Raw genomic sequence first — 16,452 nt, forward strand, 5'->3', positions numbered from 1 at the left:
CTAAGCAGCGACACGCTACTAGATCAGAGCGTGCGTTTCTGTGGGTAGATGGTCTCGCCGCGGGACAGTTGGTCGACGAACTGGGTGATGCGTTTTGACCTGGTCTCCGGTCGCTTTGCGGTGTTTACGCGGTGGACCACTCCAAATCGGTTGGCGCTGGTGAGGATGTCGAACATCGCTTGCGCCCTCGGCACCGCGGCCAGCGCCTCGGCCAGGTCCGGCGGGATCTCCAGCGCGCTCGAGCCGCCGTACGCCTTGTCCCAGCGCCCGTCCGCCTTGGCCCGGTCGACCTCGGCGCGACCGGCCGGGAGCATCCGGCGTTCGGTCTCCATGCGCGCGACGAGGCCGACGTTCCGCTGCGACCACATGCTGCGCGACCGCCGTGGCGTGTAGTGCTGGATGAAGGTCTGCTCGTCCCGGCTCCGGCGCCGGCCGTCGATCCAGCCGTGGCACAAGGCCTCCTCCAGCGCCTGGTCGTAGGTGAGGCTCGTCGGCGTGGTCACGTTCTTCTTCGCGAGCACCAGCCAGACGCCGTCCGACGACTGATGGTTCTCTCCGAGCCAGACCCGCCACGCGTCCGCGTCCACGACGATCAATTCGGCCGTCATGATGCGGCTACCTGGTAGCGGGCGGCCAGTTGGGCGGCGGCGTCCTTGAGCTCCTGGGGACCGACGAACTCCAGGTCGCACTCGAACATCCCGAAGGTCGCGGCCAGTCCGGTCCAGGACCACGCGCTGAGCACCAGTCGGCAGCTCGTCGGGGTGATCTCCTCGACGATCGCGTCGCGTCCGGCCCATTGGACGATGTCGGACGCCTTCGCCTGCAGGATTGCCTCGCCACGGTACGGCGTCTGGTCCTGCCCCTTGAAGCGCGATGAGATGTACGTCGCCACGTCGGGCGCGGGCAATTCCCGCGGAGTGAACCGCGGGCCACTCGGTGACTTCGGCGTCATCCGATCCACCCGGAACGTCCGCCAGTCCTTGCGATCCAGGTCCCACGCGACCAGGTACCACCGCCCACCCCACGTCACCAGGTGATGCGGCTCGACCTTCCGCGGCGGCATCCACTCGTCCGAGGCACCCGGTGACGCGTAGTCGAACCGCAGTACCTCATGCGCCCGGACCGCCATCCCGACCGCGATCAGTTGGTCCGAGTCCACCGTCGTACGGCGTCTGTCGGCGTACCGATCGACGGTCGTCACCTGTAGTGCGTCAACCCGTTGGCGCAGGCGCGCCGGCATCACCTGGCGGACCGTGGCGAGCGCGCGCAACGCACCCTCCTCGATCCCGGTGACCGTGGTGGTCGCGGTCTGCAGGGCGACCGCGACGGCGATCGCCTGGTCGTCGTCGAACAGCAGCGGGGGCAGGTCCGCCCCGGCGTCGAGGCGGTAGCCGCCGTCCGGTCCCTTGGTCGCGCGCACGGGATAGCCGAGGTCGCGCAGCCGGTCGACGTCGCGGCGAACCGTGCGCGGGCTGACCTCGAGACGTTCGGCGAGCAGCGCACCGGGCCAGTCGCGGCGGGCCTGGAGCAAGGACAGCAGCGAGAGGAGTCGGGCTGAGGTCTCGGACATGTCTTCAGATTGCCACGAGTAACGGCCAGAACCTGTCCTCTTCTGCTGGAAATGTCGCCGACATCAAGCCAAGACTGAAGGAGACATCGTGATCAGCACGCGAGAGCTCACCCGGGACTTCGTGGTGAGCCGTACCGAGACCGTGCACGCGGTCCGCGGCATCAGCCTGGACGTCGAACGCGGCGAACTGGTCGCGGTCCTCGGCCCGAACGGTGCAGGCAAGACGACCACCCTGCGCATGCTCACCACCCTGATCACCCCCACGTCCGGTACGGCGACGGTCGCCGGGTACGACGTGACCGCACAGCCCAGCCAGGTCCGCCGCCGGATCGGGTACGTCGGTCAGGGCAACGGCGCGGGTCACTCGCAACGGGTCGGCGACGAGCTCGTCGGCCAGGGTGTGATCTACGGACTCGACCGGCGGGCGGCCAAGCGCCGTACCGCCGAGCTGGTGGAGGCGCTCGAGCTGACCGAGCTCGTCAACCGCAAGGTGTCGGAGCTGTCCGGCGGGCAGCGGCGGCGGCTGGATGTCGCGATGGGGCTGGTGCACGCGCCGTCGCTACTGTTCCTGGACGAGCCGTCGACCGGCCTCGACCCGCAGAACCGCGCGAACCTGTGGGACCACATCCTGCGGATGCGCGAGCAGTACGCGATGACGATCGTGCTGACCACCCACTACCTGGACGAGGCCGACTCGATGGCCGAGCGGGTCGTTGTCGTCGACAACGGTCAGGTGATCGCGGACGACACCGCCGATGCCCTGAAGACCAAGCTGGCCGGTGATCGGCTCGCATTGACTGTTGCTCCCGACAATCTTTCCCAGATCGCCGCGATGGCGGAGAAGTTGCCCGGGGCGCGTGAGGTGGTTGCCGTCGGCGACGAGCTCAGTGTCCGGGTCGCGGACGGTCCGGCGACGCTTCCCTTGCTGATCACGGCCGCTCAGCAGACCGGCGTACCGGTCGCGGCGGCGCAGGTGCATCGCCCGACCCTCGACGACGTGTTCCTCAACCTGACCGGCCGCAGTTTGCGGGAAGACTCGAATGGAAAGGCAGCCTGATGACCACCCTCACTGTTTCCACCACTCCGACCGTCACCGCGGAGCATCCGTCGCGGAACCTGCTGCGCGACATCCGGATCGTGATGACGCGCGAACTGAAGCCGGTCCTCCGGGATCCGTTCACCTTGCTGTTCGGCATGATCCAGCCACTCGTGTTTCTCGCACTGTTCGGGCCGCTGCTGTCCGGGTCGATGGGTGGTTCGCTCGGCGGCGGGGTCTGGCAGTGGTTCGTGCCGGCGATCCTCGTGATGACGACGCTGTTCGGTACGTCGGCCACCGGCGCGAACCTGTTGTTCGAGTTCCAGACCGGAGCGCACGAGCGGATGCTGGTCACACCGCTGGCGCGGTCGTCGCTGCTGATCGGCCGGGCGCTGAAGGAAATGGTCCCGCTGTTCGGCCAGGCGGTGATCGTGATCGCCGTGATGACGCCGTTCGCGTTCGACCTGCATGTCGGTGGCGCGCTGGTCGGGCTGGCGCTGCTCGCGGTCTTCGGGATCGGGCTGGGTTCGTTCAGCTACGCGCTGGCGATCGCGGTCCGCAAGCAGGACTGGATGTTCTGGATGGTGCAGCAGACGTTCCTGTTCCCGCTGATGATCCTGTCCGGGATGCTGCTCCCGCTGGAGACCGGGCCGGAGTGGATGCGGATCGCGGCCAAGTTCAACCCGCTGTCCTATCTCGTCGACGCTGAGCGGACGCTGTTCTCCGGTGAGGTGCTGTCGAGTGCGGTGCTGTGGGGCTGGGTCGCCGCGATCGTGACCGCGGCCGCCGGACTGACCGTCGGCATCCGGTCGATGCTCCGCTCGGCCGCCTGACCGACGACGACGGCCTTGCACCGCTGATCGGCTGATCCGCCTTCCCACGGACAAGTAGGCGCGGGGAGGCGGACCGCCAGCACTCATCAACTGCCCTCGGGCCGCTGCCTGAGCCTGCGGTTCGCCAACTCGCCCAACTGGCAGGACCCGCTGGCGCATTTGGTGGGTTGACGTCCCATGTGGTGGGTTGCCGTACCGGATTCCCGGGCGCCAACCCACTATCTCGGACGCCAACCCATCAAACGGGGTCGGTCGGGGACATGTCCGCGGCGACACGGAGCGCTGGGACCGGACCGGTGGGCTGTCCCAGGGCACCAGACGTGGACCGATCCCTCGGCGCGCAGCACACCGGTGCCGGTGGCGCGGAGCAAGCCCGCCGGAACCGCCCGGCCCAACCCCGGCACCTCCCACCCCTGCCCACCCGGACATCACCCCCTATCCCGAACCAGCACACCCGGCAGCCCGGGGGTGCGGACGGTGGCTGGGGGTGTGCAAGGTCGACAGGACGTGTTAGCGCTGCCGCCGGCCGATCCGGCGCGGCCAGGCGTGGATGCCACGCTGGCCAGCACCCCTCGACCGACACATCCTGTCGAGCTTGCACACCGACCGACCCCGCTCACCTCGCCCACACATCCAACAGAAGAGCCTCACTTTGGTGAGTGCCCGATTTGATGAGTGCCTGGCGTCCGCTACACCGCCCAGACTCCGGTCGTTGCGGTCTCGCGGGCCCAGTCCGCGAAGTCGCGCGGCGGGCGGCCGAGGACCTGCTGGACTCCGTCGGAGACGTACTCGGAGCGGTGGTTGCGGATGACGGCGAACAAGTCGCGGACGGCCTCGGCGTCCTCCTGAGTGAGACCTTGCTCGACCAGCTCGCCGACATGCTTCTCGGGCTCGAGCTCGGCGTACGTGATCGGTCGGCCGGTTGCGGTCGAGAGCGCATCGGCGACCTCGGCCATCGTGAGCGGGCGCGGACCCGAGATCGCGATGACCTGGCCGGTGTACGCCTCGTCGAGCAGCGCCGCCGTCATCACGTCTCCCACGTCGTTGGTGTCGATCCACGCCTCGGCTCCGGTGCCGGCGGACAACCGGATCTCACCGGCGAGCACGTGGTACCGCAGGAAGTCCTCGCTGAACCCCTGCGCGAACCAGGCCGGTTGGACGATGGTCCAATCGGCGCCACTCGCCTGGACCGCGTGCTCCAGATCGAGCGAGCCGTCGTACACGGCGAAGTCGCGGCCGGGGCTGCCGACGCCGCGGCCGGACAGGAGGACCACCCGGCGAAGACCTTCGGCGGCCGCTTGCTGGATGAACCGGCCGGCCTGCGCCAGGCCGGTCGGGCCGACCGGAGGTGCCAGGTACGCGGTGTCGGCGCCGGCGATCGTCGCGGACCAGGTGCTCTCGTCGTACCAGTCGAAGCGCTGCTCGCTGGACCGGGACGCAAGCCGGAACGGGACGCCCCGTACCTCGAGCTGTGCGGCGACGCGGCGGCCGGTCTTGCCCTTACCACTCAGGATCAGAATCGGTGTTGTTGTCATGGGTCTAGTCCACCGGCAACTGGTGAGACGAACCATGGTTGTTTGCCGCAATTCAATGTTCGAGACGCTCAGCCAAGGTAGGGTTGGGCCATGGACGTGCTCGACGACCTGCTGGCCGGGACCCGCGCCCGGGACGGCGTCTTCAACCTGACGATCATGGATCCGCCGTGGGCGGTGGAGATCCGCGACGAGGCACCGCTCGCGCTGGCGACCCTGGTCCGCGGATCGGGCTGGGTGACCCGCGACGGGATCCCGCCGGTGCGGATGGCCGAGGGTGACGTCGCGATCTTCACCGGACCCTCGCCGTACGTCGTCGGGGACAGCGTCGAGACGGCGCCACAGTTGCGGATCCACCCGGGCGGCGTGTGCGAACCGTTGCCTGGGGCACCGGTCGACTACAGCGCCCGGCTCGGGGTGCGGACGTACGGCAGCCGCGCGTCGGGAGCCGTGATGGTTGCCAGCGGCACCTATCAGGTGGCGGGCGACGTCAGCCGCCGGCTCGTCACGGCGCTCCCGCCGGTGCTCGTCGTACCGGCTGCCGACGTCGCGGGTTCGGTGATGGACATGGTGTCGAGCGAGATCCAGCGGGACGCGGCCGGACAGCAGAGCGTGCTGGATCGATGGCTCGACCTGGCGTTGATCACCACGCTGCGGGCGTGGTTCGATCGGCCGGAGTCACAGGCGCCGGGGTGGTACCAGGCGCAGTCCGATCCGATCGCCGGCACGGCATTGCGGTTGCTGCACGAGGATCCGGCGTACCCGTGGAATGTCACCGAGCTCGCCGACCGGGTGGGTGCGTCACGGGCCTCGCTGGCGCGCCGATTCACCGCGCTCGTCGGTGAGGCGCCGATGAGCTACCTCACCGGGTGGCGCATCACGCTGGCCGCCGACCAACTACGGGCCACGAGGGACACCGTCGAGACGATCGCCCGGCGGGTCGGGTACGCGAACGCGTTCGCGTTGAGCGTCGCCTTCAAGCGGGTCCGCGGTACGACGCCGACCGCTCACCGCCAGGCGGCATGAACCCTCAACGCGTGTGCGCAGTTAGCTGACTGTCGACCGCATGAACGCGAGCGCCTGCGGCCACGCCAGCCGGAACGCGTCCGCGTTGACGACCTTGTCGTGCCGCGACTTGTCCGAGAAGCCATGGTCCGCACCGGGGAAGTACTGCGTGAACGTCGCGCCGGTCTGACGAGCCTGCAGGATCGTCTGGAGAGCCTCGAAGTCGGCGTTCGGTACGGCGGTGTCCGCGCTCGGGTAGCTCACAAGCACCGGCGCGGTGATCCCGGCGGCTTCCGCGATCGCGTCGTACGTGTGATGCGGCGCCAGCTTCGACGGCACGGTCGGGTGGAACGCGACGACACTCGCCAGCCGCTGATCCCGCGCACCGAGCAGGAACGCGAACCTACCACCCAGGCACCAGCCGATCACGCCGACCTTGCTGCACCCGAGCTCACCGGTCAGGTAGTCCAGCAACTCGGTCTGCTCGGCCACCGCGGTGTCGTCATCCATCTTCCGCAACAGCCCACTGAGCTCTTCCCGCGTCGAGTTGTCGGTGCTCCGCCCCTTGAACGGATCCCACACCAGCGCCGTGATCCCCTCCCCGGCCAACTCGTCGGCCCACTCCCGGATCTGTTCCCCGATCCCGGTGATCATCGGCAACAGCAACACCCCAGCGTGCCCGACTCGAGCCAAGTACGCCGTCTGCTCCCCAACCGCCACAGTCACGCCCATACCCGCATCCTATGAGCCCGCTAACCCGCACTGCAGTGGGCACGGAAGATCTCGAGGTCGTTGTCCAGCCGGGCGATGCGATCGAAACCCCACGTGGTGACTCCGGGGCGGTCGACCTCGTCCAGAACGCGGGCAGCCATGTCGCGGAGGGCTCGGGCGAGGAGGGCATATTCGAGGTGATCGAGGTCGAGGTCGCGAGCGCCGTACTCGGCGAGGAACGGTTCGAGGTGCGGTCCTTCGGCGGCGATCCACACGTCGTGCTCGCGCGGGCCGATGACCGCCTGATCCCAGTCGAGCATCGCCGCGACGTTGCTGCCCTCGTCCAGGATCAGGTTGAGGCCGCCGAAGTCCCGATGACAGACGACCTCGCGCACCACCCTCGACCGCACCCGCTCGATCGTGTCGTCCAGTCGATGAATCGCGGCAGCCACTTCGTCTCGCCGCTCGACGATCCAGGGATGATCGAGCCGCTCACCTAACGCGCGAATCTCCGGCTCGTCGAGGGTGGCGTGCGGTAGGTCCGGACGATCACCGAGGTCATGGACGTGGCGGAGCGCCCGGGCTGTGACCCGCCAGTCGTCGTGGTTCGCCGTACGCCCTTGGATATAAGGGAAAACGGCGTACGGCCTTCCATCCAGGATGGCGTAGAGCGCACCCGACAGCGCCGGAATCGGAGCCGGCACCGGTAGACCGAGATCCTGCAGCTCCTGCAACACACTCAGTCCGCGGGGATGGCCCTGCTGCTTCCAGAGCTTGACGAACCAGGCGTCGTCCGCCACCCAGCAGTCACTCTCGTACCCGCCCGGATGCGGCCGCAGTACGCCGGCCCGCACCCCGAAGTCCCGCGCGAGATCCGCGGGCTGGACCACCTGATTCATCCCCTTGATCGTGACAAGAAGAAAGGCAGGGAGAAGTCTCTCCTTGCCATGTCTAACTTATAGCGCACTGGGGGACTTGCCGCAAGCCCCCAGTTGTGCCGGACAATCGCTGGCCGTAGGCGGAATTGATCGACATCTTGGGGGTTTGCGCAGTGCGTGTTGTGTTGTCGACGTATGGATCGCGAGGCGACGTCGAACCGGTGGTGGCGCTCGCGGTGCAGTTACGGGACCTCGGCGCGGAGGTGCGAGTGTGCGCGCCGCCGGACGAGGTCTTCGCGGAGCTGTTGGCGCGGGCCGGCGTACCGCTGACGCCGGTCGGCCCGCGGATGGGTTCGATGGTGCGGCCGTCGACGGCATCGGGGACGTCGGAGCGGGTATCCGAGTTCGCCGCGATGTTCGACACGGTCGCCGAGGCCGCCGAGGGGTGTGACCTGGTCCTGGCGACCGGGTTCGCGTACTTCGCCTCGCGGTCGGTGGCCGAGAAGCTGGGCATCCCGTACGTGTATGTGACCTTCTGTCCGTTCCTGCTGCCGTCGCCGCATCACGCGCCGCCGCTGCTGATGCCGGGCGAGACCTTCCCACCGGGGGTGACCGACAACCGGGTGCTGTGGGAGCTGAACGCCAAGCGGTTCAACGAGATGCACGGCGAGGCGCTCAATGCACACCGGGCCTCGGTCGGTTTGCCGCTGGTGGACGATGTCCGCACGTTCACCTTCACCGAGCAGCCGTGGCTGGCCACGGACCCGATCCTGGGCCCGTGGCAGGAGACCTCGGAGCTGGACGTCGTACACACAGGAGCGTGGATCCTGCCGGACGAGCGGCCGCTGCCGGCTGAGCTGACGGCCTTCCTGGACTCCGGCGAACCACCTGTGTACGTCGGCTTCGGCAGCATGCGCCACGTGTCGGAGGACATCGCCGGGGTGGCCATCGAGGCGATCCGCGGGCAAGGGCGCCGCGTACTCGTAGGGCGCGGCTGGGCGGGGCTGGCCGCGGTCGACGACCAGGAGGACTGCTTCGTCATCGGCGAGGTCAACCAGCAGCAGTTGTTCGGCCGAGTGGCCGCTGTCGTGCACCACGGCGGCGCCGGTACGACGACCACCGCTGCCCTGGCCGGCGCGCCGCAAGTCGTCGTACCCCAAGCAGGAGACCAGTCGTACTGGGCCGGCCGGGTGGTCGACCTGGGCATCGGGGCGGCCCACGAAGGTCCCACTCCGACCACCGAATCCCTGTCCGTCGCGCTGAAGACGGCGCTGACCCCTGAGACCCGCGCACGAGCCACCGCCGTGGCCGCCACCATCCGAACCGACGGAGCGGCGGTGGCCGCGAAGCTGCTGCTAGATCGGAGCTGCTGACGTGAACCCCGTTACTACCAGTGCGTTCGACCTTCCCGACACTCTCGCCGCCAAGTCCGACCCGAGACTGATCGGCGCCGACGAGCAGCACTTCGCGGCCATCGCGGAGACGCTCGAGCAGACGATCGCCGACCTGTCCGACCGCCTCGACGCCACCCGCAAGGCGCCGGGCGGCGAGGGCCAAGAGGCCCTGGACCGAGACCTGGAGATCCACCGACTGACCACTCGCCTGCGCACCCTGCGCCGCTTCGGCCTGGACCTGTGCCTCGGACACATGGTCAGCGCGGACAACTCCGAGGCCTTGTACGTCGGACGCCTCGGCCTCACCGACAGCACCGGTCGCCGGCTGCTGATCGACTGGCGTTCCCCCGCGGCCGAGCCGTTCTTCGGAGCGACGCACGCCAACCCGATGGGGCTGTCCAGCCGCCGCCGGTACCGCTGGACCCGCGGCCGGATCAGCGACTACTGGGACGAGGTGTTCACCTCGGACGGGTTCGACGGGCACGCAGCGGCGCTCGACGACCAGTCCGCGTTCATCGCCAGCCTGGGCAGCAACCGGTCGCCCCGGATGCGCGACGTACTGGGCACCATCCAGGCCGATCAGGACGCGATCATCCGCGCGGGTTCTCGCGGCGCGCTCGTCGTCGACGGTGGTCCCGGTACGGGTAAGACAGTCGTGGCACTGCACCGTACGGCGTACCTTCTGTACTCCGATCCACGCCTCGGCCATCGGCGTGGCGGCGTACTGTTCGTCGGTCCGCACCAGCCTTACCTGGCGTACGTGTCCGACGTACTCCCCAGCCTCGGCGAGGAAGGTGTGCAGACCTGCACGCTGCGAGACCTCCTGCCCGAGGGGCCCACCGCACCGGCCGAGGCCGACCCGGACATCGCCCGGTTGAAGGCGTCCGCGGACATGGTGAGGGCGATCGAACCGGCCGTGAAGCTTTACGAGGAAGTGCCCACCAAGGCGATGACGGTCGAGACCCACTGGTCCGATCTCCGGGTCAGCCCCGCCGACTGGGCCGAGGCCTTCGGAGCAGCGGACCCCGCGACGCCGCACAACGAGGCGCGCGACCAGGTCTGGGAAGAGCTGATCACGATCCTGCTGGACAAGCACGAGAAGGAGTACGAGGACGACGATGTCTCGATCGACCTCGTGCGCAGATCCCTCGAGCGGAACGAGGACCTGGTCGATGCCTTCGGCCGAGCGTGGCCGCTGATCGAACCGACCGACCTCGTCGGAGACCTGTGGTCGGTGCCGGCCTACCTGCGCATGTGCGCTCCGTGGCTCAGCCCTGAAGAGGTCAAGAAGCTGCAGCGCGCGGACTCGCAGGCGTGGACAGCGTCTGACCTGCCGCTCCTGGACGCGGCGCGGCAGCGACTCGGCGACCCCGAGGCCTCCCGGCGAAAGCGCCGGCAGAAGGCCGCCGCCGCAGTCGAACGCGAACGCATGACCGACGTCATCGACCACATCCTCGAGTCCGCCGACGCGGACGACGCGTGGGCGCCGATGTTGCGTGGCCAAGACATCCAGGAGGCCCTGGTCGACGTGTCCGCGCTCCCCACCGCGGACCCGGACCTGCTCGCCGGCCCGTTCGCGCACATCGTCGTGGACGAGGCCCAGGAACTCACCGACGCCGAATGGCAGATGCTGCTGCTCCGCTGCCCGTCCCGCAGTTTCACCATCGTCGGCGACCGCGCCCAGGCCCGGCACGGCTTCACGGAATCCTGGCAGGAACGCCTCGAGCGAATCGGCCTCGACCGGATCAACCTGGCCTCCCTGACCATCAACTACCGGACGCCAGAACAGATCATGACCGAAGCCGAGCCGGTCATCCGGGCCGTCCTCCCCGACGCCAACGTCCCCACCTCCATCCGCACCGGCGACGCCCCCGTCATCCACGGATCCACCGCGGACCTGACCTCGATCCTCGACACCTGGCTCGCCGACCACACCGAAGGCATCGCCTGCGTCATCGGCGACCCCACCGTCCAGGACACGGGCCGAGTCCGATCCCTGACCCCGGAACTCTCCAAGGGCCTCGAGTTCGACCTGGTCATCCTCATCAACCCCGAGTCCTTCGGCGAAGGCATCGAAGGCGCAGTGGACCGCTACGTCGCCATGACCCGAGCCACCCAACAACTAGTCATCCTCACCACACCCTGATATCCCGCATGCTGGGGTATGCCTAACGACGGTCTCCTGCGACGAGTAGACGCAGTACAGGTTCCAGTCCCCAGCCTGGCCGAGGGTCTCGCCTTCTATGGCGAGGCCCTCGGCCACCGGCTCCTGTGGCGAAACGACGCCATCGGCCAAGCCGGCCTGCAACTACCCGACGGCGACAGCGAACTCGTCCTGACCACGACCCGCCCCTACGAACCCAACTGGCTCGTCGACGACGTACCGACAGCCCTCACCCACATCACCACCCACGGCGGCACCGTCCTCACCGGCCCCCTGGACATCCCCGTAGGCCGAGCCGCGGTCATCCAAGACCCCTTCGGCAACACCCTGATCCTCGTAGACCTGTCGAAGGGCGTGTACACCACCACGCCCGATGGCACCGTCACCGACGTCCAACCCACGACGCCCTGACCGATCAGTGTGCGTTCTCCGGGGATTACTTGTTGGCGGCGAGCATGCGGAGTACTGCGGTGTTGACCAGGATGAGGATGAGGGCGGTGAAGAGGAGGAGGGCTACTTCGGCGGGGAGGAGGGCTATGCCCAGGCCGATGGCGAGGACGGGGATCGCCAACCCGGCGTACGCGATGAGGAAGAGCGCGGCGAGGACTTCGCCGCGGGAGGCGGGGTCGGCGAGCGAGGCGGCGGTGGCTACGGCGCCGCGGAAGACGAGGCCTACGCCGGCGCCGGCGATGACGCCTCCGAGGATGAAGGTCCACAGGCTGGGGAGCAGACCACCGACAGCGACGCCGACCAGGCCCACCGACATTGCCGCCAGACCGAGGCGAAGCTGGTGCCGGCGGGTGAGGCGGACGAACACGACCTGACTGGCGGCGCCTGCGATGAAGACCGCGAAGGTGACCACACCGGCAAGCACCCGCGAGGTGTGGTGCAACGTCCCGGCCAGGAACGTCGGCGCCAGCGACGTGAACAGCCCGAAGATCGCAAAGGCCGCAAACGCCCCGATCGCCGACGCGAAGAACAGCGGCTTCGCCGACGACGGCAACGCCACCCGCTGCGGCCGGTACGGGGGCCGCTCCTCCAACCGCTCCACAGTCTCCGGCACCAACGCGATCCCGACCGCGCTCAGCAGCAGCAACACCAGGAAGATCTCGTACGGGCGCTCGAGCGGAGACGCGACGTACTGCGCCAGCAACCCGCCCACCAGCGGACCGAACGCGAGCCCGCCGAGGTTCACCGTGCTCGAGATCAGCGCCGACCGGCTCGGATCCTCATCGGGGCGTGCGATCTGCCGCAGCTCGGACAGGTGCGCGGTGGCGGTCGCGGTCAGCACACCGACACCGACCCCGCAGATGAAGCGCGCGAGCAGCAACCCGGGCACATCCTGCCAGAGCAGGAACACGGCCGCCGCCAACGCTTCCGTGAGTACGGCGACCAGCGCGACCCGGCGACGGCCGAGCCAGTCGCTGATGTGACCGGCCAGGTACAGCGACGCCATCACGCCGACCGCGTAGCTCGCGAAGATGACGGTGATCATGTACGTCGGAAAGCCGTCGCGCTGCTGGTAGATCGCATAGAGCGGAGTCGGGACCGTGGAGAACGCCATCGTGATCAGGAAGGCTGCGGCGATCACCCAGAAACCGGGCCCGTGAGCGAACCGCACGCGGGAAGTCGACACCAGCGCACGCGAACCAGTCAAGGTGGACATGTTCCCAGCGTCGCTCGCCTCATCTATCGAGTCCAACGAAAGTTCTTGCACGCTCTTATCGAGAAGTTCGATAATTGCCCCGTGGACAGCCGGCAGCTCGAGTACTTCGTCGCCGTCGCCGAGGAGCTGAGCTTCACCCGGGCGGCGCACCGGATGTTCACGGTCCAGTCCACGGTGTCGGCCGCCGTCCGCGCCCTCGAGACAGACCTGAAGACCACGCTGTTCGACCGCTCGACCCGGCGCGTGACACTGTCCGCGGCCGGCCAGGCTTTGTTGCCGGAGGCAAAGGCTGCGCTGGAGGCGCTGGACCGGGCGCGGGCAGTGGTCGAGGAGGCGTCGACCGGCCTCCGGGGCAATATCCGGATCGGCACGCTGGCGCGACTGAACCTGGTCAACCTCGCCGAGCTGCTGGGGGCGTTTCACCAGAAGTACCCGCTGGTCAACGTTCAGGTGGCGACGTCGCCGACCGGATCGAGTGGCCTGGCGGACGACGTACGTCATGGTCGACTCGATGTGGCCCTGGTCGGCCTGGCGAAGCCGGAGCTGTACGGACTCGAGATTCGCGATCTCGCCACGGTGCCGTTCGTCGTCCTGCTGCCGTCGTCGCACCCGCTCGCGAAGGAGCCGGACGTGCGGCTCGAGGAGCTGGCCGGTGAGCGGTTCGTCGACATGCCGCTCGGGTTCGGTAACCGCAGCATGGTCGACCGGACCTTCGAGAACGCCGGCATCCCGCGGCGGGTCCAGGTCGAGGTGCCGGAGCTGACCACGATCCCCGACTACGTCCGCGTCGGCCTCGGCGTCGCCGTCGTACCGGAACTGGAGCCGGCCAGGGCGCCAGGCGTCACCCAACTCCCCATCGCCGGGACCGACCTGACCTGGACGTTGTCCGTGGTCACGGCCAGCGGTCGGCGATCGAGCAGAGCGGTGACCGCCCTGCTCGATCTCCTCACCGACTCGATCCGCCCCGGCGGCGCGTACTTCTAGGAAACCCAGATTGACTGCCAGTTCTTCTGCTCGTTGAAGCGGCGCAGTGACGCGACCCCGCTGAGCCAGCCGAGCCAGGCGCCGTACGGCGGGTTGGACTCGTCGAACCCGCTCATCACGAAGGTGAGCCGGGTCTTGCCGTCGGACTCGGCCAGCTCCCAGGTGCTGATCCCGGTCGGTCCCCAGTCGACGGACATCGTGCGGCCCTCGACCACCTCGACCACCGTCGCGCCCGGGCCGGCGTCGAATCCGCCCATCGCGAACCGGCCACCGGCGTACGGCTCGATCCCGATCGGGAAACCGAACCAGGCGGACGCCTTCTCGGACTCGGTCAGTGACGCGTACACCTGCGCCAGCGGCGCGTCGATCAGTGCCTCGCCGGTGAACACGGGCGAGGTGAAGTCGGGCCGGGTGGTCAGCTCGCGCCCGTCCAGGTAGTCGACCAGGTTGGCGAGGGCGAGCGACCAGAAGGTCTGCAGTACGCCGCGAATGGTCGCGCCGCTGATCGCGTCCGCAAAGTCGAAGTGACTCTGGGACAGCCGGACGACGGTGGAGTCATCGCCCTCGGGGATCAGCGTGATCTCGGTCGTGGTCTCCTCGCCGTCGAGCAACCACGCCAACCGCAGCGTGCGGTCGTCGTACGCCAGGACTCGCTGATGCGGGGCGTCGCCGTCCGGGATGTAGCGGCCCCAGAACTCGAAGGTCCCGGGCAGGTCGACGGTCGAGTGCTCGCCGAGCCAGACGTTGAGCGCCTTGGGGTCGGTCAGCGCCTGCCGGACGTCGTCGATGCCGGCCTGTGCGCGGGCTTGCAGAATGAGCGGTTCAGTCATGATCTTGGTCTCCCTTGGGGTAGCACGCCACGGCCAGCTTGAAGGCGTCGCCCTCGGCGCCGCCGTAGCGCTCGAAGAGGTCCTGCAGCGTGGTGCGCAGGTCCTGGAAGAACTCCCGCCGTTGGTCCGGTGGGACCCGGATCTCACCGGAGACCCCGATGGACGGCAGCTCCGGAGCTGCCCGGTCCAGCGCGGCGATGTCGGTCTGGACCTCTTCCATCAGGTCCAGCAGGTAGCCGAGGCTCAGCTCGTCGCGGGCCCGGCGGAGGCCACCGATCCGGCCCACGAGCCGGGGCGACAGCCAGTACGTGCGGGCGGTCGCCTGGTAGATGCCCTCGTGGACGCCGCGCACCTTGCGCTCTTCCACGAGCGTCACCAGCCCGGCGTCGACGAGGCGCTTCACGTGGTAGTAGACGCGCTGCGGAGTCTGCCCGAGCTGCTCGGCCACCTCACCACAGGTGTGCGGCTCCGCGAGCCGCCGCAGCACCTCGATCCGCTGCGGCTTGAACAGCGCCTCGGCCTGCTCGAGCTGCTCCAGGTGCATCACGTCTCTCATCACACAAAAAAGTTTGTACGTAAAAATCTGACTTGTCAATGCGCCGGAGTTCCATCACCCGGGAATGTAAATCGGCGTTCGGTCGTTGAACCCAGTGCTTTGGTGATGGATCACCGAAGCAAGACGCCCAGCCCTGGGGGCCTTTGCTACGGATCGTCCGGCACGTTCCTGCCGGCGGAGGAAAGGAAGCGCGACATGGCAACTGTCTCGTTCAAGGGAGCCACCCGGGTGTACCCGGGCACCGACACCCCCGCTGTGGACAGGCTCGATCTCGACATCTCCGACGGCGAGTTCATGGTGCTCGTCGGACCGTCGGGCTCCGGCAAGTCGACGGCGCTGCGGATGCTGGCCGGGCTCGAAGAGGTGAACGAGGGCTCGATCTACATCGGCGATCGCGACGTGACCAACAGCCCGCCGAAGGAACGCGACATCGCGATGGTGTTCCAGAACTACGCGCTGTACCCACATATGAGCGTCGCGGACAACATGGGCTTCGCCCTCAAGATGCAGGGCATCCACAAGGACGAACGGGCCAAGCGCGTCCAGGAAGCCGCCAAGCTGCTCGGCCTCGAGGAGTACCTCGACCGCAAGCCGAAGGCCCTGTCCGGCGGCCAGCGCCAGCGCGTCGCCATGGGCCGCGCCATCGTCCGTAACCCGCAGGTCTTCCTGATGGACGAGCCGCTGTCCAACCTCGACGCCAAACTCCGCGTCCAGACCCGCACCCAGATCGCGGAACTCCAGCACCGCCTCGGCGTCACCACCGTCTACGTCACCCACGACCAGGTCGAGGCCATGACGATGGGCGACCGGGTCGCCGTACTGAAGGACGGTCTGCTCCAGCAGGTCGACACCCCGCTGAACCTCTACGACCGGCCGAAGAACAAGTTCGTGGCCGGCTTCATCGGCTCCCCCGCGATGAACCTGATCGAGGCCGAGATCACCGACGGCGGCGCCAAGATCGGCGACTACGTCGTACCGATCGAACGCAGCCTGCTGGCCAAGGCCGGCGACGACAAGACGCTGACGCTCGGCATCCGCCCGGAAGCGTTCCACCTGGCCGACGAGGGTCTGCCGGTGAAGGTCGCCGTGATCGAGGAGCTCGGCTCGGACGCGTTCCTGTACGGCACCGCGGAGCACACCGACGAGAAGCAGCAGATCATCGCCCGGATCGGCACCCGCCTCCACAACGACAAGGGCACTCTCGTGCACCTGGCCCCGGACGCCGACAAGCTGCACCTCTTCTCAACCTCCACCGAGGAGCGGCTGACCGCCTGACCCGCGGTCCAGTACGAC

General features: G+C 68.3%; 16 protein-coding genes. 8 read left to right on the forward strand and 8 right to left on the reverse strand.

All coding sequences use genetic code 11. From position 1 onward, the window contains the following. Positions 1-23: 23 nt before the first annotated feature. Together OG558_RS10535 and OG558_RS10540 are read right to left on the reverse strand one after the other, a co-directional pair. Entirely contained in the window at positions 24-608 is a 585-nt protein-coding gene (locus OG558_RS10535) for a YdeI family protein (protein WP_405070051.1), read from the reverse strand. Further along, the gene (locus tag OG558_RS10540; protein WP_329483002.1) at positions 605-1,570 is read right to left on the reverse strand and encodes a WYL domain-containing protein; all 966 of its coding nucleotides are present in this window, start codon (positions 1,568-1,570) and stop codon (positions 605-607) included. The genes OG558_RS10535 and OG558_RS10540 overlap by 4 nt, the downstream gene beginning before the upstream one ends. Before the next feature lie 88 nt (positions 1,571-1,658). Here OG558_RS10540 and OG558_RS10545 point away from each other — a divergent pair, with 88 nt between their 5' ends. Together OG558_RS10545 and OG558_RS10550 are read left to right on the forward strand one after the other, a co-directional pair. Next, positions 1,659-2,627 (forward strand): ATP-binding cassette domain-containing protein, encoded by a 969-nt coding sequence (locus OG558_RS10545; RefSeq protein ID WP_405070052.1) that lies wholly within the window; start codon positions 1,659-1,661, stop codon positions 2,625-2,627. Further along, positions 2,627-3,439: an ABC transporter permease gene (locus OG558_RS10550; protein WP_405070053.1), complete on the forward strand. Its 813-nt coding sequence runs from the start codon at positions 2,627-2,629 to the stop codon at positions 3,437-3,439. The genes OG558_RS10545 and OG558_RS10550 overlap by 1 nt, the downstream gene beginning before the upstream one ends. A gap of 689 nt (positions 3,440-4,128) precedes the next feature. Here OG558_RS10550 and OG558_RS10555 read toward each other — a convergent pair. Beyond that, positions 4,129-4,974, reverse strand: coding sequence for an NAD(P)H-binding protein (locus OG558_RS10555; protein ID WP_405070054.1), 846 nt, complete (start codon positions 4,972-4,974; stop codon positions 4,129-4,131). 90 nt (positions 4,975-5,064) lie between these two features. Here OG558_RS10555 and OG558_RS10560 point away from each other — a divergent pair, with 90 nt between their 5' ends. Continuing rightward, positions 5,065-5,997 carry an AraC family transcriptional regulator gene (locus tag OG558_RS10560; RefSeq protein WP_405070056.1) on the forward strand — a complete coding sequence of 311 codons (933 nt, stop codon included), beginning with the start codon at positions 5,065-5,067 and terminating at the stop codon, positions 5,995-5,997. A gap of 21 nt (positions 5,998-6,018) precedes the next feature. On the opposite strand, the gene OG558_RS10565 is transcribed toward OG558_RS10560, so the two are convergent. Together OG558_RS10565 and OG558_RS10570 are read right to left on the reverse strand one after the other, a co-directional pair. After that, on the reverse strand, positions 6,019-6,708 hold the full coding sequence (locus OG558_RS10565) for a dienelactone hydrolase family protein (RefSeq protein WP_405070057.1): 690 nt from the start codon (positions 6,706-6,708) through the stop codon (positions 6,019-6,021). Positions 6,709-6,728: 20 nt separating this feature from the next. Then, positions 6,729-7,586 carry a phosphotransferase enzyme family protein gene (locus tag OG558_RS10570; RefSeq protein WP_405070058.1) on the reverse strand — a complete coding sequence of 286 codons (858 nt, stop codon included), beginning with the start codon at positions 7,584-7,586 and terminating at the stop codon, positions 6,729-6,731. A 152-nt stretch (positions 7,587-7,738) separates the two neighbouring features. Here OG558_RS10570 and OG558_RS10575 point away from each other — a divergent pair, with 152 nt between their 5' ends. From OG558_RS10575 to OG558_RS10585, 3 genes are read left to right on the forward strand one after another with little or no spacing between them, the layout of a single operon-like run. Next, positions 7,739-8,938: a glycosyltransferase gene (locus tag OG558_RS10575; protein WP_405070059.1), complete on the forward strand. Its 1,200-nt coding sequence runs from the start codon at positions 7,739-7,741 to the stop codon at positions 8,936-8,938. Position 8,939: 1 nt separating this feature from the next. Then, a complete protein-coding gene (gene helR / locus OG558_RS10580; protein ID WP_405070060.1) occupies positions 8,940-11,105 on the forward strand; it encodes an RNA polymerase recycling motor ATPase HelR in 2,166 nt (721 codons plus the stop codon). A gap of 18 nt (positions 11,106-11,123) precedes the next feature. Further along, positions 11,124-11,534 (forward strand): VOC family protein, encoded by a 411-nt coding sequence (locus OG558_RS10585; protein ID WP_329483013.1) that lies wholly within the window; start codon positions 11,124-11,126, stop codon positions 11,532-11,534. Positions 11,535-11,559: 25 nt separating this feature from the next. Here OG558_RS10585 and OG558_RS10590 read toward each other — a convergent pair whose 3' ends face one another. Then, on the reverse strand, positions 11,560-12,789 hold the full coding sequence (locus OG558_RS10590) for an MFS transporter (RefSeq protein WP_405070061.1): 1,230 nt from the start codon (positions 12,787-12,789) through the stop codon (positions 11,560-11,562). Positions 12,790-12,870: 81 nt separating this feature from the next. Here OG558_RS10590 and OG558_RS10595 point away from each other — a divergent pair, with 81 nt between their 5' ends. Then, positions 12,871-13,773, forward strand: a complete 903-nt coding sequence (locus tag OG558_RS10595; protein ID WP_405070062.1) for a LysR family transcriptional regulator — start codon at positions 12,871-12,873, stop codon at positions 13,771-13,773. Here OG558_RS10595 and OG558_RS10600 read toward each other — a convergent pair. Then, a complete protein-coding gene (locus OG558_RS10600; RefSeq protein WP_329483016.1) occupies positions 13,770-14,603 on the reverse strand; it encodes an SRPBCC family protein in 834 nt (277 codons plus the stop codon). The genes OG558_RS10595 and OG558_RS10600 overlap by 4 nt on opposite strands. Next, positions 14,596-15,159 (reverse strand): helix-turn-helix domain-containing protein, encoded by a 564-nt coding sequence (locus OG558_RS10605; protein ID WP_328524749.1) that lies wholly within the window; start codon positions 15,157-15,159, stop codon positions 14,596-14,598. Before OG558_RS10605 ends, OG558_RS10600 begins: the two co-directional genes overlap by 8 nt. A gap of 195 nt (positions 15,160-15,354) precedes the next feature. On the opposite strand from OG558_RS10605, the gene OG558_RS10610 reads away from it, so the two are divergent. Further along, positions 15,355-16,434, forward strand: coding sequence for a sn-glycerol-3-phosphate ABC transporter ATP-binding protein UgpC (locus OG558_RS10610; protein WP_329483017.1), 1,080 nt, complete (start codon positions 15,355-15,357; stop codon positions 16,432-16,434). The last annotated feature ends 18 nt before the right edge of the window (positions 16,435-16,452 follow it).

It is taken from the genome of Kribbella sp. NBC_01510 (genome assembly GCF_045040325.1).
Classification (GTDB): domain Bacteria; phylum Actinomycetota; class Actinomycetes; order Propionibacteriales; family Kribbellaceae; genus Kribbella.

Excerpts from the sequence above, each read along its gene's own strand:
- OG558_RS10535 (WP_405070051.1), bottom strand. The coding sequence starts at position 608 with ATGACGGCCGAATTGATCGTCGTGGACGCGGACGCGTGGCGGGTCTGG.
- OG558_RS10540 (WP_329483002.1), bottom strand. The coding sequence starts at position 1,570 with ATGTCCGAGACCTCAGCCCGACTCCTCTCGCTGCTGTCCTTGCTCCAG.
- OG558_RS10550 (WP_405070053.1), top strand. The coding sequence starts at position 2,627 with ATGACCACCCTCACTGTTTCCACCACTCCGACCGTCACCGCGGAGCAT.
- OG558_RS10555 (WP_405070054.1), bottom strand. The coding sequence starts at position 4,974 with ATGACAACAACACCGATTCTGATCCTGAGTGGTAAGGGCAAGACCGGC.
- OG558_RS10560 (WP_405070056.1), top strand. The coding sequence starts at position 5,065 with ATGGACGTGCTCGACGACCTGCTGGCCGGGACCCGCGCCCGGGACGGC.
- OG558_RS10565 (WP_405070057.1), bottom strand. The coding sequence starts at position 6,708 with ATGGGCGTGACTGTGGCGGTTGGGGAGCAGACGGCGTACTTGGCTCGA.
- OG558_RS10570 (WP_405070058.1), bottom strand. The coding sequence starts at position 7,586 with ATGAATCAGGTGGTCCAGCCCGCGGATCTCGCGCGGGACTTCGGGGTG.
- OG558_RS10585 (WP_329483013.1), top strand. The coding sequence starts at position 11,124 with ATGCCTAACGACGGTCTCCTGCGACGAGTAGACGCAGTACAGGTTCCA.
- OG558_RS10590 (WP_405070061.1), bottom strand. The coding sequence starts at position 12,789 with ATGTCCACCTTGACTGGTTCGCGTGCGCTGGTGTCGACTTCCCGCGTG.
- OG558_RS10600 (WP_329483016.1), bottom strand. The coding sequence starts at position 14,603 with ATGACTGAACCGCTCATTCTGCAAGCCCGCGCACAGGCCGGCATCGAC.
- OG558_RS10605 (WP_328524749.1), bottom strand. The coding sequence starts at position 15,159 with ATGAGAGACGTGATGCACCTGGAGCAGCTCGAGCAGGCCGAGGCGCTG.
- OG558_RS10610 (WP_329483017.1), top strand. The coding sequence starts at position 15,355 with ATGGCAACTGTCTCGTTCAAGGGAGCCACCCGGGTGTACCCGGGCACC.